The organism is Shewanella spartinae, assembly GCF_019457555.1.
Lineage (GTDB): Bacteria > Pseudomonadota > Gammaproteobacteria > Enterobacterales > Shewanellaceae > Shewanella > Shewanella loihica.
The window spans coordinates 4,391,349-4,415,222 of record NZ_CP080418.1 but is presented as its reverse complement, the minus strand read 5'-3'; the positions used below and the strand labels follow the sequence as shown (position 1 = coordinate 4,415,222).

22 protein-coding genes are annotated in these 23,874 nt (G+C 51.0%); 11 read left to right on the top strand and 11 right to left on the bottom strand.

Going from position 1 to position 23,874, the window contains the following annotated elements:
• Positions 1-46: 46 nt before the first annotated feature.
• The 3 genes from K0I31_RS19135 to rimK are packed head-to-tail and all read right to left on the bottom strand — an operon-like array spanning position 47 to position 2,431.
• On the bottom strand, positions 47-472 hold the full coding sequence (locus K0I31_RS19135; RefSeq protein ID WP_220079404.1) for an ATP-dependent zinc protease family protein: 426 nt from the start codon (positions 470-472) through the stop codon (positions 47-49).
• Between the two features lie 30 nt (positions 473-502).
• Positions 503-1,525 carry a succinylglutamate desuccinylase/aspartoacylase family protein gene (locus K0I31_RS19130; protein WP_220079403.1) on the bottom strand — a complete coding sequence of 341 codons (1,023 nt, stop codon included), beginning with the start codon at positions 1,523-1,525 and terminating at the stop codon, positions 503-505.
• Complete coding sequence (gene rimK, locus K0I31_RS19125; RefSeq protein ID WP_011867458.1) at positions 1,526-2,431, bottom strand: 30S ribosomal protein S6--L-glutamate ligase; 906 nt, start codon at positions 2,429-2,431, stop codon at positions 1,526-1,528.
• Positions 2,432-3,550: 1,119 nt separating this feature from the next.
• Here rimK and K0I31_RS19120 point away from each other — a divergent pair.
• Positions 3,551-4,042: a hypothetical protein gene (locus tag K0I31_RS19120; protein WP_220079402.1), complete on the top strand. Its 492-nt coding sequence runs from the start codon at positions 3,551-3,553 to the stop codon at positions 4,040-4,042.
• Between the two features lie 193 nt (positions 4,043-4,235).
• Here K0I31_RS19120 and gorA read toward each other — a convergent pair whose 3' ends face one another.
• The 3 genes from gorA to K0I31_RS19105 form a co-directional block, all read right to left on the bottom strand.
• On the bottom strand, positions 4,236-5,591 hold the full coding sequence (gorA, locus tag K0I31_RS19115) for a glutathione-disulfide reductase (protein WP_220079401.1): 1,356 nt from the start codon (positions 5,589-5,591) through the stop codon (positions 4,236-4,238).
• Positions 5,592-5,722: 131 nt separating this feature from the next.
• Positions 5,723-6,250, bottom strand: a complete 528-nt coding sequence (locus K0I31_RS19110) for a hypothetical protein (RefSeq protein ID WP_220079400.1) — start codon at positions 6,248-6,250, stop codon at positions 5,723-5,725.
• A gap of 160 nt (positions 6,251-6,410) precedes the next feature.
• Positions 6,411-7,187, bottom strand: a complete 777-nt coding sequence (locus K0I31_RS19105) for a YjbH domain-containing protein (RefSeq protein WP_220079399.1) — start codon at positions 7,185-7,187, stop codon at positions 6,411-6,413.
• A gap of 326 nt (positions 7,188-7,513) precedes the next feature.
• On the opposite strand from K0I31_RS19105, the gene prlC reads away from it, so the two are divergent.
• A complete protein-coding gene (gene prlC / locus K0I31_RS19100; protein WP_220079398.1) occupies positions 7,514-9,553 on the top strand; it encodes an oligopeptidase A in 2,040 nt (679 codons plus the stop codon).
• Positions 9,554-9,638: 85 nt separating this feature from the next.
• On the opposite strand, the gene K0I31_RS19095 is transcribed toward prlC, so the two are convergent.
• Positions 9,639-10,142, bottom strand: coding sequence for a lactoylglutathione lyase family protein (locus K0I31_RS19095; protein WP_220079397.1), 504 nt, complete (start codon positions 10,140-10,142; stop codon positions 9,639-9,641).
• Between the two features lie 93 nt (positions 10,143-10,235).
• On the opposite strand from K0I31_RS19095, the gene K0I31_RS19090 reads away from it, so the two are divergent.
• The gene (locus tag K0I31_RS19090) at positions 10,236-11,108 is read left to right on the top strand and encodes a LysR family transcriptional regulator (protein WP_220080907.1); all 873 of its coding nucleotides are present in this window, start codon (positions 10,236-10,238) and stop codon (positions 11,106-11,108) included.
• An 85-nt stretch (positions 11,109-11,193) separates the two neighbouring features.
• On the opposite strand, the gene K0I31_RS19085 is transcribed toward K0I31_RS19090, so the two are convergent.
• The gene (locus K0I31_RS19085) at positions 11,194-12,807 is read right to left on the bottom strand and encodes an AbgT family transporter (RefSeq protein WP_258406138.1); all 1,614 of its coding nucleotides are present in this window, start codon (positions 12,805-12,807) and stop codon (positions 11,194-11,196) included.
• Between the two features lie 876 nt (positions 12,808-13,683).
• Here K0I31_RS19085 and K0I31_RS19080 point away from each other — a divergent pair.
• The 4 genes from K0I31_RS19080 to K0I31_RS19065 are packed head-to-tail and all read left to right on the top strand — an operon-like array spanning position 13,684 to position 16,379.
• Positions 13,684-14,253 carry a LemA family protein gene (locus tag K0I31_RS19080; protein ID WP_144201366.1) on the top strand — a complete coding sequence of 190 codons (570 nt, stop codon included), beginning with the start codon at positions 13,684-13,686 and terminating at the stop codon, positions 14,251-14,253.
• A gap of 16 nt (positions 14,254-14,269) precedes the next feature.
• A complete protein-coding gene (locus K0I31_RS19075; protein WP_220079396.1) occupies positions 14,270-15,280 on the top strand; it encodes a DUF3137 domain-containing protein in 1,011 nt (336 codons plus the stop codon).
• A complete protein-coding gene (locus K0I31_RS19070; protein WP_220079395.1) occupies positions 15,280-16,011 on the top strand; it encodes a lytic transglycosylase domain-containing protein in 732 nt (243 codons plus the stop codon). The genes K0I31_RS19075 and K0I31_RS19070 overlap by 1 nt, the downstream gene beginning before the upstream one ends.
• 5 nt (positions 16,012-16,016) lie before the next feature.
• The gene (locus K0I31_RS19065) at positions 16,017-16,379 is read left to right on the top strand and encodes a nuclear transport factor 2 family protein (protein WP_144201372.1); all 363 of its coding nucleotides are present in this window, start codon (positions 16,017-16,019) and stop codon (positions 16,377-16,379) included.
• Positions 16,380-16,407: 28 nt separating this feature from the next.
• Here the strand turns inward: K0I31_RS19065 and K0I31_RS19060 are convergent, their stop codons facing one another.
• Positions 16,408-17,247: a 23S rRNA (adenine(2030)-N(6))-methyltransferase RlmJ gene (locus K0I31_RS19060; protein WP_220079394.1), complete on the bottom strand. Its 840-nt coding sequence runs from the start codon at positions 17,245-17,247 to the stop codon at positions 16,408-16,410.
• Between the two features lie 171 nt (positions 17,248-17,418).
• Here K0I31_RS19060 and K0I31_RS19055 point away from each other — a divergent pair, with 171 nt between their 5' ends.
• From K0I31_RS19055 to K0I31_RS19040, 4 genes are all read left to right on the top strand, one after another.
• Complete coding sequence (locus K0I31_RS19055; protein ID WP_258406537.1) at positions 17,419-18,198, top strand: class I SAM-dependent methyltransferase; 780 nt, start codon at positions 17,419-17,421, stop codon at positions 18,196-18,198.
• A gap of 336 nt (positions 18,199-18,534) precedes the next feature.
• Complete coding sequence (locus tag K0I31_RS19050) at positions 18,535-19,068, top strand: TnsA endonuclease N-terminal domain-containing protein (RefSeq protein ID WP_258406536.1); 534 nt, start codon at positions 18,535-18,537, stop codon at positions 19,066-19,068.
• Complete coding sequence (locus K0I31_RS19045; RefSeq protein ID WP_258406535.1) at positions 19,068-20,918, top strand: TnsB C-terminal domain-containing protein; 1,851 nt, start codon at positions 19,068-19,070, stop codon at positions 20,916-20,918. Before K0I31_RS19050 ends, K0I31_RS19045 begins: the two co-directional genes overlap by 1 nt.
• Positions 20,915-21,940 (top strand): TniB family NTP-binding protein, encoded by a 1,026-nt coding sequence (locus K0I31_RS19040; RefSeq protein WP_220079392.1) that lies wholly within the window; start codon positions 20,915-20,917, stop codon positions 21,938-21,940. Before K0I31_RS19045 ends, K0I31_RS19040 begins: the two co-directional genes overlap by 4 nt.
• On the opposite strand, the gene K0I31_RS19035 is transcribed toward K0I31_RS19040, so the two are convergent.
• Entirely contained in the window at positions 21,922-23,322 is a 1,401-nt protein-coding gene (locus K0I31_RS19035; RefSeq protein ID WP_220079391.1) for a DEAD/DEAH box helicase, read from the bottom strand. The genes K0I31_RS19040 and K0I31_RS19035 overlap by 19 nt on opposite strands.
• Entirely contained in the window at positions 23,312-23,851 is a 540-nt protein-coding gene (locus K0I31_RS19030) for a VspR family transcription factor (protein ID WP_220079390.1), read from the bottom strand. Before K0I31_RS19030 ends, K0I31_RS19035 begins: the two co-directional genes overlap by 11 nt.
• Between the last annotated feature and the right edge of the window lie 23 nt (positions 23,852-23,874).

Sequence of the window (23,874 nt, the reverse complement as noted above, 5' to 3'; positions counted from 1 at the left end):
GTCGGCAAAGGTGTCGTGAGTGCCTGCGGTAACAGGCACTCCTTGGCTAGCCGTTAATCAGAAAACTCTGGGAGGGGTCGACCAGGACGCGATCGCCCATGGCCTCGCGGCCCAGCAGCATCAGGTAGGTCATGTCCTGGCGATTGCTCAGAGTCAGCTCTATGGGCCACTCATGCTCCCCCAGCTTGAGGGTGGTCGCTATCACGCAGCGCTGCTCTACCTCGCCGTTGGAGGACTTGATGCGGCGAGAGTCGCGCACCGGCGCCTTACAGTGGACTATCTGCTCCAGGTCATACACGTCCGGGTGCAGGTCGAAGGCGACATAGGGGCGTCCGCCTACCTTGATCCGCTTGAGGTTATCCACGTGCAGGGCTGAGGTCTTGGCGCCCGTGTCGATGCGCACCTGCAGATCCTTGATGCCCAGATCCGGCAGATCGCAGGCTTCTAAGTTGCCTATGATGAGCTTGTTCATCGCTTGTATCCCTTAATGTCTCGGCCGCCCCTAGATGGTCTGGGTGGTCAGCGGCATTATTTGATCGTTCATTATCTCAATATGTTCCGCCACCTCGTCGGCGGCGCTACCAAAGTAGGCCACATGGAACATGGCGTCTCCCTCCAGCACCAGAGGGATATTCTGCTTGCCTATGACGATACCCGTGCGGTTCGATACCACGCTCTGGATCAGCTCACCCAGTGGGCTGTTGATCTCCGCCAGCACCTGACCCTTCTCCACATAGGCGCCCAGTTTGGCAAACTCGCACACGAAGCCGCTGGCCGAGGCGCGGGTCCAGTCGCTGCGGTTGGCGATAAAGGGCTCTATCTTCTTGCGCAGGCGGCGCTTACGGATCAGCCCAAGTGATGACAGCACATTGAGGATCCCCCGCTCGCCCGTCTGTATCGACAGCTCGTCAAATCGTAGCGCCTGGCCTGCCTCATACAGCAGCACCCGGGTGCCCTTGTTCACCGCCGCTTCCCGTAGCGAGCCGTCGCGCACGTTGGCGTTGAGTAGCACAGGCACGCCGAAGGCCTGGGCCAGGGCGAGGGTCTGCTCGTCATCCAGGTTGGCGCGGATCTGCGGCAGGTTAGATCTGTGGATCGCCCCGGTATGCAGGTCGATACCATAGTCGCAGTGCTGCACTATGCTGCTTAAGAAGGTGTATGCCACCCGTCCGGCCAGCGACCCCTTGGGCGAACCGGGAAAACAGCGGTTAAGGTCACGCCTGTCGGGCATGTAACGGCTCTGATTCAGCACTCCATAGACATTCACCATGGGCACCAGAATCAAGGTGCCCTTGAGCAGCTTGAGCTTGCTCTGGATCAACCGGCGGATGATCTCGATACCATTGAGCTCATCGCCATGCACCGCGGCGCTGACAAACACCTTGGGGCCATCCTTCTTAGCGCGGATCACATGCACAGGTATCGACACCTGAGTGTCCGTATACAGGCTGGCTACCGGTAGTTCAAGCTGGTGCTGGGTGCCGGGCTGGATATCGACACCCGCTATGGTAAGTGCTTCGCTCATTTAGCCTTTTCCGCGCGTTCTGTTGGCGTTGGGTTTCGCCTTCTTCTCAATAAATTCATAGATCAGCCCGGCCACATCCTTGCCGGTCGCCTGTTCTATCCCTTCAAGTCCCGGCGAGGAGTTCACTTCCATCACCACTGGGCCGTTGTTCGATTGCAAGATATCCACACCACAGAGGTTGAGGCCCATTGCCTTGGCGGCGTTGAGGGCCGTCGCGCGCTCATCCTTAGAGAGACGCACCAGCTGAGCCACACCACCACGGTGCAGGTTAGAGCGAAACTCGCCTTCGGCCGCCTGACGCTTCATGGCCGCCACTACCTTATCACCCACCACGAAGCAGCGGATATCGGCGCCGCCAGCTTCCTTGATGAACTCCTGCACCAATATGTTGGCCTTGAGACCCATGAAGGCCTCGATCACGCTCTCCGCTGCCTTATTGGTCTCGGCCAGTACCACGCCTATGCCCTGGGTGCCTTCCAGCAGCTTGATCACCAGGGGCGCGCCGCCCACGTTTTTGATCAAATCCTGGATCTTGTCAGGCTTGCTGGCAAATCCGGTACGTGGCAGGCCGATGCCCTTGCGCGACAGCAGTTGCAGGGATCTCAGCTTATCGCGAGAACGGCTGATGGCCACAGACTCGTTGACACAGAAGGTGCCCATCATCTCAAACTGGCGCACCACGGCTGTACCGTAGAAGGTGATCGACGAGCCGATGCGAGGGATCACGGCATCATATTTAGGCAATACTTTACCCATGTAACGCACGGTCGGATTGCTGCTGGTGATATCCATGTAGCAGTGCAGTGTATCTATGATGTCCACCTCGTGGCCGCGCGCTTCGCCGGCTTCTTTCAGGCGTTGGGTGGAGTATAAGTTTTCGTTGCGAGATAAGATTGCAATACGCATCTCTACTTCCTTAGTGTAAATCTTTAAGTAATTAAAATAATGCTTTCAAATTCAAAGTGATTGTTGGCCTCAGGGCGAACAATCGAGAGCGACGGCGCTAGGCGTCGCGTGGGGGTGAGGTCACCTAAGCACGGCGCGCGGCCAGCAGAAAAGCTCAGTTGGCTTAACTATAGTCATAATTGGCCACCACCGTGGCACCGCTGACTTTTTTCCTTGGTTTTCATTCGATTGTCTGAGGTTTTCCATCGCCTGTTTAGGGCGCGACCTTATTGATAAACCCAAGCGGAGAAAAGCTAATTTTTTTTGTCGTGACCACAATGGATTTTGTTGCAAAGGCCAAGGTTCGGCAGGAGTGTTATCTATGCTAGATTTGACTCACCTTGCAGTACCGCGCAAGTCACACTTTTGGCTGATGTTCAGTGATTCGTTGCAAGGAGTAGACTAAGGCTGGTGCGAAGTGGAAGGCGAAGATAAGTGGTTATATTCCCTATCCATTTGATGCGGGAGTGCATTAAGGAATGATGAATTACATATCCGACATTCTTGCTCATAAGCATTAAGTCCACGAGTAATCTATGAATCGCAGCTTTGAAATTGTTGATGGAGCATATCTTGTACAGGAAGGGTAGGAGCTTGATTTGCATAATAACTTCGATTTCACGAATTTGGATTATTATGTTGAGCACCGAAAATTAGTATTAAGCTGGCAATGCTAAAAAAGAAATTGGGTCAGCTCAGATACGCCAAAGGCATTGGCCATTGAGTTCAAAGAAGTAAGTGAGATTCGTTTCATACCTCGGGATTCAGAAATGCACTTTGCTGAAGATGACTGTATTAATTCGATTGCCTACTGGGTAGATGAAGATTGGGCTGAAAGTGCCATTTTGATTGGGCCAAATCAAACGGCATAGCCTCAATGGGTTACAACAATTTATTTTATGCTAAGAGCAGTTTTAGTGGTCTAGGCGGAGAGTGCAAGAGCTGAAATCGCAGCCTGAATCAGCGGCAGCAGTCGGACTCGGCAATAGTTGTCACTAAAATTGCTTTCGTAATTGTGGCCCCATTTCTACCTTGGCGGTGTGCCCTGCGTTAACTCTTTAATCAAACATAAGGATATATATGAAATTCAAATATTTGTTACCGTTAACTATGACGACAGTTTTTCTTTCAGGCTGTGCAAATGCTACGAATACTCAAGCTTCGATAAATGAAGCTGATTTATACGGCAATTGGAATTGTAAAATCTCAAGTGAAGAAAATAGCGTAAAGATATCTATGGATTATGATGTAAGTTATATTCGAAATGGTAAGTCGAATGGTATTGGTATTCTAAAGTTCAAAGTTCCTGATTTGCCAGAAATGGAGTATTCGTTTGCGGGGAGCTCAGACTGGGAGTTAAAAGGAGGTTACCTCATTGAAACAAGTACGGAAATAAAACTAGTTAATATCAGTCATCCTGAATTTGATAAAGAGTTTAATCTAGAAAGCCTTTTCCCTCAAAACATTAGTGAATCTTCTAAAATACTTGTTTTAAATAGAAAACTTTTAAAGCTCAAATCTGAAACAGATGGTACAGAATATAGTTGCACTAGGAATCCAATAAAGAATTAATAAGCTGTTTAAATGAACGTCGAACATTCGGTTGGCGTTCGTTCCTCGCAAATTCTTGCCAAAATTTTTCAGTCGCTTAGCAAAGTGTTAGCTGCTCTCCACAAGATGAGTGCCAACTCTCATCGCGGCAGCATTAAAAAGGCCAGACATCTGTCTGGCCTTTTGCTGTTCTCTCAATCAAGCAACAAGCGTATTAACGCATAGTAACGAACTCTTCGGCGCCTGTGGGGTGGATGGCGACGACTGCGTCGAAGTCAGCCTTGGTGGCGCCCATCTTGATGGCGACGCCGAAGCCTTGCAGTATCTCATCCATGCCGTAGCCGATGCCGTGGATGCCCACGACCTTCTCCTCTTTACCGGCGCACACCAGCTTCATCTTACAGGCCTGACGGTGTGCGGTGACCGCAGTGTACATGGAGGTGAAGCCTGAGTTGTAGACCTTGACGTTCTCCTCGCCATATTGGGCGATCGCCTCGGGTTCGGTGAGGCCCATGGTGCCTATGGCAGGGTGGCTGAATACCACGGTTGGCACCAGGCTGTAATCCATCTTGGCATCTGTCATGCCGTTAAATAGACGTTCAGACAACAGGCGGCCCGCCTTCACGGCAACCGGAGTCAGCTCTATGCCACCTTCGATGATGTCGCCGACGCAGTAGATGCCCTTGGCTGTGGTGTTCTGCTGGGCATCGACTACCACATAACCTTTGTCGTTAAGCTTAACGTCTGTGTTTTCCAGGCCGATCTTGTCGGTGGATGGACGACGGCCGATGGCCCAGATCAGGGTGTCGATCTCATAGCTCTCGCCATTTTCCAGCTTGAGGGTCAGCGAGCCGTCGGCGTTCTTGGTGACTGACTCTGGAATGCTGTGGGTGTGCAGGCTAGGGCCGTCTGTGGCCATAGACTCCATCAGGGCTTCGCTCAGCATAGGGTCGAAGCTGCGCAGCGGTGCATGTTTACGCACAAACAGGTGAGTCTCGCTGCCCAGGGCATGGAGTACACCCGCCAGCTCGACGGCGATATAGCCTGCGCCGACAACGGCCACACGCTTAGGCTGTTCGTTGAGGGCGAAGAAGCCGTCTGAGTCGATGCCGTATTCGGCGCCCGGAATGTTTGGAATGGTCGGGGTGCCGCCGGTGGCAATCAGTATATGGTTGGCGCTGTAGTGCTCGCCATTCACCTCTATGGTGTTGTTGTCGACGAAACGGCCATAGCCGCGCACCAGGGTGACGCCGTTGCTATCCAGGCCTCTGTCGTAGGCGCCGTGGATGCGCTCTATGTAGGCCTCACGGCTCTCGACCAGCTTGCTCCAATCGAACTTGTTGACCGATACGTCGAAGCCATAGTCTTTGGCGTACAGGTGCATGGCCTCGGCGACTTGGGCGCCATACCACATGACTTTCTTAGGGACGCAGCCGACGTTGACGCAGGTGCCGCCCAGTGCCTTGGCTTCGATCAGCAGTACCTTGGCACCGCGCATGGCCGCACGGTTGGCCGAGGCGATGCCGCCGCTGCCGGCGCCTAAACAGATATAGTCAAAATGTTGAGCCATCTTTTTCTCCAAATTCGAAGGATTGCATATGGGGGTCATTGTAGGGGTAAAGCGACAAGCAAACCAGAGGTGTGTGCGCCCTTTAGCACTAGACCCGCGTCAGGGCGTATGACTTTCAAATGAGTTTGCGATTAGCGGCGGTACTGACACTTGTGATGATCGCTCTGGCTTGGCCCCTCGGCGCCGCACTTCATGCAGACCCATTCGCTTTGGCGGGCGCGAAGCTCCTTGTCCTGATAGCCGTAATCCTGTTTCGCTTGCCGCTTGAGGCTCTTCTCCAGATGCGACATACGCTTATCGAGCCAACGGCAGCTGGGGTCGTCGGCCACATGTTGGCGACTGGCTAGCTGCTGTTTGCGGCTTAGCTTTTTCTGACTTAGTTTCTTAGTGCGTTTCTGTTTGGGCTTTTGGGTGGCTCTCTTATCCCGGTGCGACTTGGGTTGCGTAGGGCTGGCGCGATAGTTAAGGGCGCCGGTTGGGTTGTCAGGGATGACGAGTGGATTGCCTTCGCTGTCCAGGGCGCCGTCGGCGGGTAGGGTGATTGACTCAGTTGTGAGCGGCGCGTCTTTTTCTTGGGCCTGAGTGGCGCAGATAAATAGCAGCGAGAGAGCGATGGTGCTTAAGGTGAAATAGATAAGCGTTCGATAGTGGGCAGACATTCCGTGTCCTCCAGGTCAGGGCTGGCACTCCTTGCCAGCCTTAGATAAAGCTAGTTCATGGCGAGCCAGCTTTCAATGAAGGACACAATCTTGGCTGTCGGTTTCAGGTTAGAGCCTTGGCACCTAGAACCTGGAACCTAGAGCCCTAGAAGCTAGAGCCTTAGAAACTGAAGGTGAGGTGCAGGCCCGCGTAGGTGTTGTTGAGGCTGCCCTTGGCGTCAGGGTTTTCCTGCTTAATATCTTCCTGGGCCAGGGTGCGGCTCAGGTGGCCCGAGAGTACCAGGCGGTCGGCCAGCTGATATTGGGCCTCGAGACCAAACTGAAAATGGTTAGGGCCGTTGTGCGCTTCGGTCACATATTGGAAGTCGAACGCCTGGGTGACATAGGGCGTCAGTGTGAGTCTGTCTGACACAGGCCATTCGCTGTGCAGGCTGGCCTCGACAAAGTAACCCGCCGCCTCGGTGGAGTAGGTGTAGCTCAGCGAGGGGGTTAGCCATTCGATGGCCGTGTATTCCATTGTGGCGAACAGCTCGTTATCGCCGCAGCGCTCATCGCCGTAGGCCTCGATGCGCTGGTAACCCAAGGCGGCACTTAAGTTGTCGCCAAACTCGAAGCCATATTCCAGCCCCATGTTCCATTCTATGTAGTATTGGCTATCGCCACGACCGACTGTGGTAAACAGGGTGAGATCGTCTATCTGCACGGCGGCGGTTGCCCAGTAGATACCGCCCTTGTCTAAGTTGTTGCGCCCCTCTGAGATATATTTCGAGTCCCAACCCAGGTCGAGGATGACGTTGGTATCCGGGCCTTCACTGTGGCTGATGATGTTGTTGATATGCGAGTCATCGACAGTGCCGGTAATGGCCTGGTCGGCGGCGTTGGCGGTACCGGCCAGCAGTAGGCCGATAATACAAGAGTGGCTGATCAATCTGTTCATGGGTGTAACGCTGAAATTAGTTTGGGATCGGGTTGAATAATAATGGGTTAAATATTAAACATAAATGAGAATTGGTTGCATTTGCGATCCGCTTGGCAATATCTGTGTTGTAAATGTGAAGTAAATATAGCCTTGTTCTAGATCAAGGTTTTTCCTCCAGGCTGCTGCTAGGTCTTACTTCTAGGTCTTCAGTGTTAGGTTTATGAACCTAGCTGTTAAATCCTGGGTTTAGCTCTCTTCGGCGCGCTAGTTTGCTAAAGATGCTTGAATAGTCGCGCCACCGCCCATACATAATCTCAATACCCTAAGATTGACGAGGACACCAGATGAGTAACCCTTTGCTAAGCGGCAGTGAATTACCGCCATTTTCGCAAATCAAACCCGAGCATATTCAGCCAGCCGTCGAGCAGGGGATTGCTAATTGTCGCCAGAAGATCGATGAGGTGCTCGCCAGTGGCGGTCCCTATACCTGGGATAACCTGATCGCCCCGCTCGAGCAGGTGGATGACGAACTGAGCCAGATCTGGTCGCCCGTGTCGCACATGAACTCTGTGCTCAGCACAGATGAGTGGCGCGCTGCCCACGATGCCTGCCTGCCGCTATTGTCTGAATATGGCACCTATGTCGGCCAGCATCAGGGGCTGTATCAGGCCTATAAGGCGCTGAAGGAGTCCGACGAGTTTGCCCTGCTGAGCCAGGCGCAGCAAACTAGCATCACCCACAGCCTGCGTGACTTCGAGTTATCTGGCATTGGATTGAACGATGAAGATAAACAAACTTATGGAAAACTGGTTAAACGTTTATCTGAGCTAACCAGTAGCTTCTCTAATCAGCTGTTGGACGCCACTCAGGCCTGGACCAAGTTGGTGACAGATGAGCAGGAGCTGGCAGGCTTGCCTGAGTCTGCCATTGCCGCGGCTAAGGCGATGGCCGAGGCCAAAGAGCAGCAAGGTTGGTTGTTTACCTTAGACTTCCCTTCTTACTTGCCCGTGATGACCTACAGCGACAACCGTCAGCTGCGAGAGGAGTGCTACCGCGCCTTCGTGACCCGCGCCTCGGATCAGGGCCCTAACGCAGGTGAGTTCGACAACGGCCCGCTGATGGATGAGATCTTAGATCTGCGTCATCAGCTGGCTAAACTGCTTGGCTTCGACAGCTTTGCCCATAAGTCGCTGGCGACCAAGATGGCCGAGTCGCCACAGCAGGTGCTGGATTTCCTCAACGAGTTGGCGGCCCGCTCTAAGCAGCAGGGACAGAACGAGCTTGCGGAGCTGACCGCGTTCGCCGAGAAAGAGTTTGGCGTGAGCGAGCTGGCCCCATGGGACCTCACTTATTATGCCGAGAAACTCAAGCATCACAGATACGAGATCTCCCAGGAGCTGCTACGTCCTTACTTCCCGGAAGATCGTGTACTGTCAGGCCTCTTCTATACTGTGTCGCGCCTGTTCGGCCTGACCATAGAGGAGCAGGAACATTTCGACAGCTGGCACAAAGATGTGCGTTTCTTCCATATCAAAGATGCCAAGGGCGAGCACAGAGGCAGTTTCTTCCTGGATCTCTATGCCCGTGAAGGAAAGCGTGGTGGCGCCTGGATGGACGATTGCCGCGTGCGTCGTCAAACCGCCCATGGCCTGCAGAAGCCGGTGGCCTACCTCACCTGTAACTTCAATGCCCCGGTCAATGGTAAGCCTGCGCTGTTTACCCACGACGAGGTGACTACCCTATTCCACGAGTTCGGTCACGGCATTCATCATATGCTGACCAAGATAGACGTGGCGGGCGTATCAGGCATCAACGGTGTGCCTTGGGACGCGGTGGAGCTGCCGAGTCAGTTCATGGAAAACTGGTGCTTCGAGGAGGAGGCCCTGGCCGAGATCTCCGGACACTTCGAGAGCCATGAGCCATTGCCTAAGGCCATGCTAGACAAGATGCTGGCGGCGAAGAACTTCCAGTCAGGCATGATGATGTTGCGTCAGCTGGAGTTTTCGCTGTTCGACTTCCGCCTGCACCTGGAATATGACCCGGCAGAGGGTGCCCATATTCAGGCCAAGCTGGATGAGGTGAGAGATCAGGTTGCCGTGGTGAAGGCCGCCGATTTCAACCGTTTCCAACACAGCTTCGCCCATATCTTTGCCGGTGGTTACGCCGCGGGTTACTACAGCTACAAGTGGGCCGAGGTGTTGTCGGCCGATGCCTTCTCTCGCTTCGAGGAAGAGGGGATCTTCAATGCCGATACCGGCCGCAGCTTCCTGGAAAATATTCTCGAGATGGGCGGCAGCCTGGAGCCGATGGAGCTGTTTAAACGCTTCAGAGGCCGTGAGCCACAGATCGACGCCCTGCTGAGACACTCGGGCATCCAGGGCTAATGCCTTGTTCTGACTAGCCTAAACCGATACCAAAAGGCCAACCCCATGATTTGGGTTGGCCTTTTTTATGGGCTAGTGCTTGGTATTAATAAGCGCCCGCACTATAGGTCAGCTCATAGCTGTGGCTGTAGATCTCTAAGATGTTGCCGAAGGGATCTTCCATATAGATCATGCGGTAAGGCTTCTCGCCTGGGTAGTAGTAACGTGGCGCCTGCATGCGTTTCTTACCGCCAGCGGCGACAATCTTCTCTACCAGGCCTTCGAGATCCGGGTCCTGTACGCTGAAGTGGAATACGCCCGTCTTCCAATACTCGAAGTTGTCTTCTGGGTTCTGCTGGTTGGCAAACTGGAATAGCTCGACACCTATCTTGTCGCCGGTAGCCAAGTGGGCGATACGAAACGAGCCCCATCCCGCGCCGAAGACGTCGGTACACATCTCGCCGATGGCGCTGTCATCTTCAACAATTTCTGTGGGTTTCATGATGAGATACCAGCCCAGCACCTGAGTGTAGAAGGCGACGGCCGCATCGAGATCCGGCACCGAGATGCCTATGTGTGAGAAGGTTCTTGGGTAAGCTGGGTTGTTCATGCTGTGCTCCTGTTTAACGAATTGGGCACAGATTACAAAGTGAACTAAATTATGTAAAATTATCAAAATTAATCGTTTTGAGTACAAAATGTGATGGTGAATCCTGTCTGGTTGCGCAGCTTCTGCACCTTGGTGGAGCTGGGGCATTTCACCCGCACCGCCGAGCGCCTGCATATGACCCAATCTGGTGTCAGCCAGCATGTGCGCAAGCTGGAAGAGCAGCTCGATACCCAGCTGCTGCTGAGAGAAGGCAAGAAGTTTTCCCTGACCCACGCCGGGCGTCAGCTATACCAGCAGGGGCAGGCGATACTGCAATCCCTGGCTCAGCTTGAGCAGGGGATCAAGCAAGACCCGCCCTTTGCCGGAGAGGTACGCCTGATGTCACCCGGCAGCGTCGGCCTCAAGCTGTATGGTGAGTTGCTAGAACTGCAATGCGCCCACCCCGAGTTGTCGCTGGACTACCGTTTCGCCTCCAACGCCGGAGTCGAGAGCGCCATCGCCGCCATGGAGGCGGATATCGGCCTGATGACCCGCCAGCCAGAGCTGTCCGAGGTGCAGGCCGAGGCGATTGCCGAGGAGCCGCTACTCTTAGTCACGCCAGCGGGCCATGGAGCTGTCTCCTGGGAGGAGTTGCTACAGCTGGGCTTTATCGATCATCCTGATGGTGCCCACCATGCCAAGTTGCTGCTGGGGGCTAACTATTCCGAGTTCGAACACAGTGATCAGCTGCCTAACCGTGGCTTCTCGAATCAGATAGGTTTGATCTTAGAGCCGGTGAGCCGAGGCTTGGGTTTTAGCGTCTTACCCGCCTATGCGGTGGAGGCTTTTGCCCGTCAGGATAAGATAACCGCTCATCGGCTGCCTGTGGCCGTCAGCGAGACTATCTATTTTTGCCGTCGACGTCAGGCCGTGCTGCCGAGACGGGTCGATTCGCTCAGCGAGGCCATTAAGACCTGCCTGGCTTAGTAAGTGAGTAAGGCCTGTTTGGCCTAGAAAGATCAGGTTTAGAAAGCGAGCGAGAACGGCGGATTCACCGGCCTCGCGTCGGGTGTTAAGGCGTGTAGTAGGTCGCCGCGCCTGGGCCGACCGGCAGGCCGAGGGCAAACACCCAGATGAAGAAGAAACAGGTCCAGCCGATGAAGAAGACGATCGAGTAGGGCAGCATGGTGGCGACTAGGGTGCCTATGCCGAGATGCTTCTTGTATTGGGAGGCCACAGCCAGGATCAGGCCGAAGTAGCTCATCATGGGGGTGATCAGGTTGGTGACCGAGTCGCCAATACGATAGGCGGCCTGAATCGTCTCTGGGGCGTAGCCCACCAACATCAACATGGGTACGAAGATAGGCGCCGTCACCGCCCATTGAGCCGAGGCGCTGCCCAGCATCAGGTTGATGAAGCCGCACATCATGATAAACAGCAGGAACACCAGCGGGCCCGTGAGGCCGATGGCGTTGAGGGCATCGGCCCCTGCTACTGCCAGCACGGCGCCCAGGTTAGTCCACTTGAAGAAGGCGACAAACTGGGAGGCGAAGAATACCAGCACGATATACATGCCCATGGTGCTCATGCTGTGGGACATGGCGTCGATCACATCCTTATCTCTCTTCATGGTGCCCACCACCTTGCCGTACACCAGGCCTGGAATGGCGAAACAGATGAAGATGAAGGCCACTATCCCCTTGAGGAAGGGCGATCCCGCGACCAGCCCAGTCTCTGGATGACGCAGCGGCGCGTTTTCCGGCACCACAGAGAGCGCCAATATGCCGCCCAATACCAAGATAGACAGACCAGCCATCTTCAGTCCCTTGATCTCCAGCGGCGTGACGCCATCCATTTTCTGATTGTGCAGATCTATGCTGGCCTCGCTGGGATCATACTTACCCAGCTTGGGCTCGACGATCTTCTCTGTGACCAGGGCACCGAGAATGGTGATGACAAAGGTCGAGGCGAACATGAAGTACCAGTTGACCTCTGGGCCCACTAAATAGTCGGGGTCGATCATTTGCGCCGCCGCTTCGGTGATGCCCGACAGCAGAGGATCCACCGTGCCCAGCAGCAGGTTGGCACTGTAGCCGCCGGAGACACCGGCGAAGGCCGCCGCCAGACCCGCCAGGGGATGACGCCCGAGGGAGTGGAAGATCAGCGCCGCCATGGGGATCAATACCACATAGCCCAGCTCGGCGGCGGTGTTGGAGACGATACCGGCGAAGACTATGGTGAGGGTAACCAGACGCTTAGAGGCGCCCATCACCAAAGTGCGCATCGCCGCAGATAGCAGGCCGGAGCGATCGGCGATGCCGACCCCCAAGAGGGCCACCAGTACAGTGCCTAAGGGAGTGAAGCCGGTGAAGTTGGTCACCAGGTTGGAGACTATCATCCTCAGGCCTTCGGCATTCATCAGGCTGACCACATGGATCAGGCCATCCTCGCCGCGTCCCGCCGCGCCGACCGGACGGGGATCGTTTACCGTCAGTTCGAAATAGCCAGCGATGCCGCTGATCACTATGACGGCGGCGCAAAACAGGGCGAAGAGGGTGATGGGATGGGGCAGGAGGTTACCCAGGTGTTCGACCAGGTTGAGAAAGCGGACGAAAAGGCCCTTCTTGGTCGTCGATGGTGTCGGGGGCTGACTGGCCACCAGACCATCTTCTTGGTTGGAGCTCATGGTGTTTCCTTCATCTTGGGCATCTGGGTGCCCTTATCATTTTGACCGCCTGTAGGCGGAGTGTTAGCACTTTATGATGAAGGAGTTGCTTTAACTGAAGCTTAATTTGCCATAATTGCCCACCCATAGCGGGTTATGACGCGTGGCTAATGGAGAGTACTGAAAGCGATTGTGGCGGCTTCGTTCAGGCAAAAAAAAAGCCCAGCTTAGTCTAAGCGGGCCAATGAAAGGATGATGATTGAAACCAAAGCCCAATTAGGGAAGATTGGGTTGCCTCTTGGTTGATTAAGATAATAGCCCAGGTTGGCTGTACGAATACTGAACAGGCGACACCTTGAAAGGTCAGTGTAGTGATTGAGTCGATGTCGGTGAAAAAGGGAATAACGGCTCGGGGTGGCCTGTTGCCTGCAAGGCCTAGTCTCACTGGTCAAACTCTGTGCAACTAGCAGGCTAGGTTTGAATGCTGGGGCGACAGTGTCTATCAAATACGCAGCAGATAGACCGATTTTTGCCCTAATGCCTCGCTTAACGCCGGTAAAGCCTGTCATTTTGACCCTTGGCTTGGGGGATGATTTTGATGCAGCAATATTGCATCAATTTATATAGCTTTGTTTTGTATTGCTATTTATCTTTGGTTTACCGCTTGCTGTGCTTTTTGCTGCGCGCCGAGTTAAAAGCGGTGAAGCTAGGTGAAAAGGATGCTTTTAGCGCAAAAATGGCGTGATAAATATCATTTTTGGTGAAAAAAGATGAATATAGCAGCAATGGTTTGCCGAAAATGGCACTGATAAATTGCTGGAAATCATCGCGAAAATCGGTGAAGCTGGTGCGTTAACTAACGAGATATAAGAATAACTATAGGGAAGGAACTCAAAGATGGAAGGTTTGCTGTTAGGCCTTGGCCTAGTCGTTATTATCACCTACCTCTGGTATGTCAGCCTGATCAAGAAGCGTAACGCCGTGCGTGAAGCCTTGTCGGGTATCGATGTGCAGCTGAAGAAGCGCGCCAACCTGGTGCCCAACATCCTTAAGATTGCACAGAAATTTATGGATCACGAGAAGTCGCTGCTGACGGAGATCACCGCGCTGCGTACTCAGGTGACCGCGGGCTATGATCTTAACGATGCCGCCGCCATCAAGGAGCATCTGGGTCTGGCCGAGCAGCTCAACAGCAAGATGGGCCAGCTGATGGTCAGCGTCGAAAACTACCCCGAGCTCAAGTCTGATAAGACTATGGTGCAGGCAATGGCCACCTATAGCGAGGTTGAAGAGCATATCTCGGCGGCCAGACGTTTCTACAACGCCGCCGTGTCTGAACTCAATACCGCGGTGGAGATCTTCCCCGGCTCTATTATTGCCTCTATGGCCAAGGTCAAGGTGATGCCTTTCTACGAGGCCGATGAAGCGTCCAAGGCGCCGATCGACGCATCCGATTACCTGAAGTAAGCCGGGTTCAGATGCCATGAACCCCATCAGCTTCATCCTCGGGGCGCCGATTAAGGCTCAGCGTGAGCCGCAACGCCTGCGGGCGGACCCCGAGGAGTTGGTACAATTTAAGGCTTATTATGAAGAACATATCGAGCCGCTTACCCGTAAATTTGAAAACCATAGGGTCGCCAGCCTCAAGGCGCTGCGCGGGCGTATCTATACCAGCTTAGGGATCCTCCTGGGCCTGGCGCTGTTGATCCTTATCTTTAGTATGTCCGGTTACCTGGATATTCCCTGGGTCTTCTTCATCGTGCTGTGCCTCCCCTTTGGCTGGTGGAGCTATCGTCCGCTAAAGCGCTATAAGCGGGATGTGAAGCAGGAGGTGTTCCCCAAGATCTTTCGTTACTTCGGCCATGACTTTATCTTCAGTACCAGCCACAGCATGAGCCTGACTCAGCTCAAACGCTCCAAGCTGTTGCCCCACTACGACAACGCCTCGTTCGATGACTATGTGCAGGGCACCCACAAGGGGGTGGAGGTCGCCATCAACGAGCTGTGTCTGACCAAGCAGGTCAAACGCGAGAAGAGCACGGAGACAGAAACCGTCTTTCGTGGCGTCATGGTGCAGCTCAGCAGCCACAAGAGGTTTAAGGGCCATACCGTAGTGGTGAAGAACCGCGGCGGCCTGGTGAATTTCCTCTCCAGCAGCTTTAAGAGCTTGAGCCGGGTCAAGCTGGAAGACCCGAGATTCGAGAAGCAGTTCGATGTATTCTCCAGCGATCAGATCGAGGCGCGCTACCTGCTCACCCTAGGTTTCATGGAGCGTCTGCAGTCGCTGGCCAACCTGTTTTCCGGCAAGATCCAGTGTGCCTTCTACGAAGACAAGCTGTTGATCATGTTGCAGAGCGGCGACAATCGATTCGAGCTGGGCTCTATCTTCAACGGCGCGACCTTCGAGTACGAATTTAGCCAAATTAACCGAGAGATGAAGCAGCTTTTTGCTATGATTGAAGTACTTAAACTCGATCAGAACATTGGATTCTAATGCCTAGCCGTGCTCGTCATGCGCCTCATTTTGTTCAAAAGCTGCTGTGCCTCTGGTGCGGCCTGGCGCTGTGCCTGCCCCTTGGTGCCACCGAGCAGGCACAGAAGCCGCGCTACAAGGCGAGCTATTCTAAGCATGGCATCCTAAGCAACGGCGACGCGCCGCGCCTGGATGAGACCGACGACAGCAAGATCAAGGTTTATCAATACACCCAGGCCAACGGCGTGGTGGCCTTTGCCGACCATGCCCCGGGCGACAGCGAGTTCAGGGTCTTGTTATATGAGTGCTACGCCTGCAAACCCGACTCAGCTCTCGACTGGCAGAAGATGCCGCTGTTTAGCGCCGAATATGATGAGTTGATCTCACGGGCCGCCAAGACCCATGGGCTGGACCCTGCACTTATCCGCGCCGTGATCCACGCCGAATCCGCCTTCAACGTATTTGCCCTATCGCGCAGCGGTGCAATGGGCTTGATGCAGCTGATGCCGGGTACCGCCAAGGCGATGGGGGTGAAGAACCCCTACCGGCCCGAGCAGAATATCGACGGCGGCGCCCGCTATCTGGCCAAGATGCTGGCAAGGTTCGACGGCAATATAGATCTGGCCTGCGCCGCCTATAACGCCGGCCCTACTACAGTGACTCAGTACAAGGGGATCCCGCCCTATCCGGAGACCCAGGCCTATGTAAAACGGGTCAAGATACTGCTGAAACGCTATCAGAAGCTGGGGTAGATGAGATGCGCCAGACCATTATCGAACTGGAACTCGCGCTACTTAGCCCAGAGGTGCGCTGCGATGCCAATGTGCTCGACGAGCTGATCCATGCCGATTTCTTGGAGGTAGGCGCTACCGGGATGAGCTTCGGTAAGCCCGAGGTGCTGGCGCGCCTGCCCAAGGAGAAGCCGCCGGCGTTTAAGATAAGTGATATGCAGTATCGCTTGTTGAGTGAGGACTTAGCTCAGCTCAACTATCGCGCCTGTTTTAAGCCGGTGAACGAGGTGGATAAGCGCTATTCGCTGCGCACCTCGCTGTGGAAATGCGATGGGGGGCGTTGGCAGATGATCTATCATCAGGGCACGCCCTGCGCGCCCTTCTTCTAAACACTAAAAGTATTTGTTGTTGAGGGCGTTATTCGCCCACTTCCCAGGTGACCTGCACATGGCCGCCGCCCTGATTGAGCAAGGGATCCAGATATGCCAGCGTCGTCTCGGCGATCTCATCCAGCTGCCAGGGGGGATTGATCACCCACAGGCCCGCCGCCGTCATGCCAAACTCCTCACTGTCTGGTTTTATTGCCTGCTCTATGCGTAGCTGACGCTTGATGCCGCTCTGCTTGAGCAGTTCGAACATCGCCTCCGTCTGCTCGCGCTGCACCACGGGATACCAGATCATGAAGACGCCGGTGGCGAACTTCTTATGGGCCTTGATCACCGCCTTGGCGACCTCCTGGTAGTCGCTCTTCATCTCATAGCTGGGATCGATGAGAATGACACCGCGCCGCTCGAGTGGTGGCACGGCAGCCAACAGCCCCTTGAGGCCATCACCCTTGATCACCTTGATCTGCTTGTCGCCGCCGAGTTGCTCTTCAAGTAGCTGATGATCTGTGCCATGCAACTCATGCAGCACCATGCGATCATTATCTCTCAGGTTCATGTCGACAAAGGCGGGCGAGCCAGGGTAGAGCTCCAGCTCATCTGAGCCATTGAAGTGTTTGATATCGCTTACGTATTGGCTAAGGGCTTCGGGCAGGTCCTGCTTGTCCCACAGCTTGGCGACCCCCTCTAAATACTCGCCCGTCTTCTGAGCAAACTCATCGGATAGCGCATAGCCGCCGGCACCGGCATGGGTGTCGATATACACCATGGGCTTATTCTTCTTATGCATCAGCTTGAGGGTTTGCAGCAAGATGCTGTGCTTGAGCACGTCGGCATAGTTTCCGGCGTGGTAGCCGTGGCGGTAACTTAACATGAATATTCCAGATGATGAGGGCGCTAGCCTGATAGGGCGATTATAGGGGGGATGCCAGCCCAGGTACAGCATCTGGGCCTAGGTCGGTAATTAGGCCGATAATAATGCCATATTCAGCGCGGCGCAGTTTTGGCATAATGGCGGCGTGATTTCTTAATTAACTGAGCCAAAGTGACAGCATCATCGACCCAGCCCGCCTCTGTGGGGATCTTTTTTAATCGCCAATACCCGACCCTGGAAGCCGTGTGTGACCGTTGGGGGTTGGTGTTCGACGCAAACGCCCTGTTTGAGTTGGTGTTCGAAGATAACTGCCTAGTGCTGAATAAGCGTGACGAGCCAAAGCTTAAGGGCATATTGGTAGACTTCGTTACCGGCGCCGTGGCTCACAGACGCAAGTTCGGCGGTGGCCGGGGTCAGGCGATCGCCAAAGCCGTCGGGCTTAAGCAGGGGGTGACCCCGAGTGTCGTCGATGGCACCGCAGGCCTGGGGCGAGACGCCTTCGTACTCGCCAGCCTGGGCTGTAATGTCACCATGGTGGAGCGTAATCCCGTGGTCGCCGCCCTGTTGGAAGACGGCCTGCGCCGCGCTTATGAAGATGCCGACATAGGTCCCTGGATGCAGGAACGCATGCGTCTGGTGCATGGATCCAGCCTGACGACGTTGGCCGAGTTAGGTGAGCAGGTGGATGTGGTCTATCTGGATCCTATGTATCCTCACAGGGAGAAGTCTGCCCTGGTGAAGAAAGAAATGCGGGTATTCCAATCGCTAGTGGGCGCCGATCTCGACGCCGACGGCCTGCTGGCCCCCGCGATGACGCTCGCCAGTAAGCGCGTAGTGGTCAAACGCCCCGACTACGCCGACGACCTCGATGGCGTCAAACCCAGCACCCGCATCGAAACCAAAAAGAACCGCTTCGATGTCTACGTCAAGGCCGCGATGAAGAGCGAGTAGTGTCTAGAAAGTTGATGGCGATTCATACTTGTCGCTGAAAGCATACATTGACATAATATAACCATACTCTGACAAATTTAAATCATAGTCTGACATAAAATAGTGTCTTGTATTTTAATTACACAATTCAAATTTATATAAATCAATTACTTGAGTTGACATTAGGGCATAGGCTGACAAATTTGACAAAATATCGAGCGGCTGTACACTAAGTGTACTGGTGTCGCTCGAGTTTTGTGCATGTATATTCGGAATTTACGTAAGCCTTCGCCCAATAAAAACGTTTTTAAATTCGCGAGTGCAAAAGTGAGCGAAACGATAATGTGTGAGAGCACATTGGAATTCGACGCATGTTTCCATCATGAATATAATGAGACTATCGAGACTTTTGGCAGTCAGCCCGAAGGGTTTTATTACTGTTTTGAGGGTAAAAGATTACCTTATACACCTGACACGATACTTCGCTATATTGATGGGACGATAAAGTTTCATGAATATAAACCTTACAGTAAGACATTCGATCCAGTTTTTAGAGCAAAGTTTGTAGCTAAAAAAGAGGCTGCTCGGGTACTCGGCACTGAGCTTATACTCGTTACAGATAAACAAATCCGTGTAAATCCAATCTTAAATAATCTCAAATTATTACACCGATACTCAGGTATCCATGGTGTGACCGATATTCAACGTGAGTTGCTTAAGTTGATTAAAAAGTCAGGTAAAATTCAACTGGATGACGTTGCTAGTGAATATAAGCTTCCAATAGCTGAAACCCGTTCATTTCTCTATTCATTAATCAATAAAGGCTTGATAAAAGCTGATTTGAATCAAGACGACCTTTCTTGCAACCCATGTGTTTGGTGTAATGCATAATGGACTTTGAAGATGAATTCATAGAGTCTACATCTGTCAAAAAGCCGGATACCCCAGCGCAATATGTCAAACTAGTTGATTCAGAGTTAGTTAAACGTGATCTTGATACTTTCCCTGACTTTCTTAAAGAAGAAGCTCTCGATAAATACAAACTAATTAGTTTTATTGAACAGAAAAACTCAGGAGGCTGGACGCAAAAAAAACTAGATCCAATTCTTGATAAGCTGTTTGAAGGTAATGCAGAAAAACGACCGAACTGGCGTACTGTGGTTCGGTGGCGTAAAAGTTACGTTGATAGTAATGGTGATTTAGCTTCTTTGGTTGTTAAGCGCCATAAAATGGGCAACCGAAAGAAACGAGTGGAAGGTGACGAGCTATTTTTTGAACGAGCATTATCTCGTTTTCTAGATGCCAAAAGACCGAAAGTTACAACTGCCTACCAGTACTATAAAGATGCCCTCACCATTGAGAATGAAACAATAGTTGATGGGAAAATCCCTATTATCTCCTATACGGCTTTCAATCAGAGGATTAAATCACTGCCACCTTACCCTATTGCTGTCGCTAGGCATGGTAAGTTCAAGGCTGATCAGTGGTTTGCATATTGCTCTTCTCATATACCACCAACTCGAATTTTAGAGCGGGTCGAAATTGATCATACCCCACTTGATTTAATCCTTCTTGATGACGAATTACTGCTTCCTTTGGGAAGGCCTTACCTGACTTTACTCGTTGATGTTTTTAGCAATTGTGTTTTAGGCTTTCATTTGAGCTACAAAGCTCCCTCCTATGTTTCAGCGGCTAAAGCTATTGTACATGCGATAAAGCCTAAAACTCTTAGCAATGTTGGAATAGAGCTTCAAAATGATTGGCCTTGTTATGGTAAATTCGAAACCTTGGTTGTTGATAATGGAGCTGAGTTTTGGTCAAAGAGTTTAGACCATGCTTGTAAAGAAGCGGGGATAAATATCCAATATAACCCTGTGCGTAAACCATGGTTAAAGCCGTTCGTTGAGCGTTTTTTTGGCATGATTAACCAATATTTTTTAACCGAACTCCCTGGGAAAACGTTTTCAAACATTTTAGAAAAAGAAGACTATAAACCAGAAAAAGACGCCATTATGCGTTTTTCAGTATTTGTCGAAGAGTTTCATCGTTGGATTGTTGATATTTATCATCAGGATTCAGACTCTCGTGATACACGTATACCAATAAAGCAGTGGCAGCATGGTTTTGATATATACCCACCGTTAAATATGACTGTGGAAGATGAAGAGCGTTTCAATGTGCTGATGGGGATCACTGATGAAAGAACATTAACTCGAAATGGCTTTAAATTCGAAGAGTTGATGTATGACTCCACCGCATTAGCAGATTATCGTAAGCGCTACCCGCAAACGAAAGACACAATAAAAAAACTCATTAAGATAGACCCTGATAACCTGTCCAGTATCCATGTTTATCTAGAAGAGTTGGGGGGGTACCTAAAAGTGCCTTGTACCGATACCACCGGATATACTCAGGGTTTGAGCCTGCATGAGCACAAAGTAACTAAGAAGATTAACCGTGAAATTATACGCGAGAGTAAAGACAACTTAGATTTAGCTAAAGCTAGAATGGCAATTCATGCTCGAGTACAGCAAGAACAAGAACTCTTTAATGAGTCCAAAACGAAAGCTAAAATCTCTGCAGTAAAGAAGAAAGCTCAACTCGCCGATATTAGTAACACAGGTCAAGGTACTATTAGTCTTGAAAAAAGTGATCCCCTTTCAGTAATAACTAACAAACCAGAGCCTACTATCAGTGATATCCTCGATAACTGGGATGATGATATAGAGGGGTTTGAATGAGTATCTTAACGGCTCATCAGATGGAGCAATTGCGCAGGTTTAGTGATTGTTTTGTCATGCACCCTCAAGTTAAAATCATTTTTAATGACTTCGATGAGTTAAGGTTAAATCGGAATTTTCAGTCAGACCAACAGTGTATGCTTCTAACGGGGGATACTGGAGTAGGTAAAAGCCATCTAATAAACCACTATAAAAAACGTGTTTTAGCTGGCCAAAGTTATAGTCATGATTCTATTCCTGTGCTTGTAAGTCGAATATCCAGTGGCAGAGGTCTAGATGCGACTTTGACTCAAATCATTTCTGATCTTGAGTTGTTTGGCAGCCATCAAAGAAAGAAACGTGGCTATGCGACTGACTTGACGAAAAAGCTAGTTAATAGTTTGATACGTGCTCAGGTGGAGTTGCTCATTATTAATGAGTTCCAAGAGTTAATAGAGTTTAAAATGGTTCAGGAGCGGCAATTAATCGCTAATGCGCTGAAGTTTATAAGCGAAGAAGCTAAAGTCCCGATCGTTTTAGTCGGCATGCCTTGGGCTGAGCAGATTGCAGAAGAGCCACAGTGGTCATCACGGTTAATTCGCCGTCGACAACTTGAGTATTTTAGCTTTCAAAACAATAGCAAATATTATCGTCAATATTTAATGGGTTTAGCAAAGCATATGCCTTTTGACTCCCCACCGAAGCTTCAAGGCAAAGAGATTTCTATTCCGCTTTTTGCTGCATGTAAGGGGGAAAACAGAGCATTGAAACACTTACTGACAGAAGCATTAAAAATAGCATTGCTTGATGCTGCTGGTACTTTAAAGAGTGAACACTTAGCTGATGCTTATGAGCAACTTTTTAGTAGTCAGCAAGGGGAATTGGCATTTATTAACCCTTTTACTCAACCTTTAGACAAAATTAAAATCTCAGAGGTCATGAAACCTTCTAGATACAATGCTAATGCAATGTTTTCTGAAGATATGTTGATTCCTCGTGAGTTTTCAGAACCATTCACACTCGCTCAACTACCCAGTAAATGAGCATCAAACATCCTTACGATTCGTTCTTTGTATCCGCCTAGCAGGGTTAAGTTATAGTGATTCTCTTGCTCAATATCAGACAAGGTTGCTGGCACCTTTGATTTGGTTGATAGCGATAGAGCAGATATTTGTAGATTGAACGATTCGTCATGGTCTAATTCGGTTGAACTTAACTGGCTAGAACATCTCAAGTTTATGGGGGCTGGCTCTTTTTGATTAATAATGACCGGCACTTCAGGTAGATCTTGATCGATACGGTAAGCAAATTCTGTAAGGTTAGCTTCAGCTAAAGTGAATAGCCAGGCTTGCTGTTTCTCAGTGGAAGTGACTCGTAATATTCGCCCTAATACCTGACGGTAATGCATTTCAGTTTTGATACAACTCAGATGGCAACACACTTGCAGTCTCGGAATGTCAGTACCTTCAGAGATCATACCAACACTGACGATCCATTGAACTTCGCTTTCCCTAAAAGCTTGAATGATGCGAGATGGACACTTCATCTTTGAGGTAACGATGCATGCCGTTTGCTGAAAATCTTCAGTGAGCATTTGAAAGAGGTTTTTAGCATGGTGAATAGAAGAAGCTACAACGAGCCCGCCTGCAAGAGGATGGTTTTCACGTATACGACTTAGCCGTCTAATACCTTGCTGAAGTAAATAATGGTTAATATGCTGGTTATTTAACAATGCTCGGTAACTGAGATCTGAGCCTTCGAGGAGGGCCGCTATTGATGAGAAGGTTTCTGACTCCTCATTACTGATCAACTTGATTTTTTCATTATCAATTAACGTGATATGGGGTTGTCTACATACTCCATCATCGATGGCTTGTTTTAAGCCATAAACAAAGTCACAGCGTATTGTATTGTCTGGTTGTGTAAATCTAGCCAAGACAATTGGCGCAGCATCTGAACGCCATGGGGTACCAGAAAGTGCTAATGTATAGCGTGCCTTATTTTGGACCTTCAGCAGTACTTCTTGGCCCCAGGCATTGGCATCATCAAGTTCAATACCTTTTAAGTGATGAACTTCATCCATAATCACTAAGACATTATGACTATTGAGAAGTTGCCAAAAATCAGGTGGTAAAGAGGACATTGATTGGTAGGTATACACACAGCCAATGGCCCCTATTAAGCCGTCAAAACGTTTTTGTAGTCGGCGTGAAAAAGTCGACCTAATGCTCCCGTTAACTTCAGATGATGGAGAGAAGCATAAAACAAAGTCAACCTTACCCATTTCGATTAACTTTGCTGCAAGCTCTGCAGCCATGACCGTTTTACCTGATCCAGGCGTTGCTAAGCACATAAAGTGGCTTTGTGATTGATAGACCTTAAGCGCCTTTTTAACGCAAGCTTGCTGCCATGCTCTAAGTTTCATATCTTTTTTTCTCTAGCGTTTTTATGCCTGATTCTACGGCTTTAATTTTTCCCATGATTGAAGAGCTTAAGTTACGGGCTTCCATATATTGGCTATGCAGTAGGGCTTTTGTTTCAGGAAATTCAGTAAATAACCGTTTAAACTCTTCTGCCTCTCCAATTTTTTCGAGCAGATCGACTTGGTATTGGTTAAGTCTTGCTTTGAACTGCAGTAGGTGGTTGGTATTGGTGCAAACTCTATCTGATGTTAATGCTCGCTCACGCGGTTTACTCGGATGAAGGCAGCTATCATCAAACGACTGCGTTTTGGAAAAGTACACCTTATTGTCCTCACTATACTTCCTTAAGAATTCGAGTTTGCAGAGTTTGTTGAGGGTTCTATGCACTCGTTGACTCGCTTCTCTATTTTTTGTGGTGGGAATTTGCTCAATATAGGCATTTTTTATTTCTACAGCAGTAAATTGAGTTAGTGTTTTATTTTTTAGGATGTTGATAAGTACTTTATCTAACTGGATAGCTACTTGTGACACGACATTTTACCAATTTCTTTTAA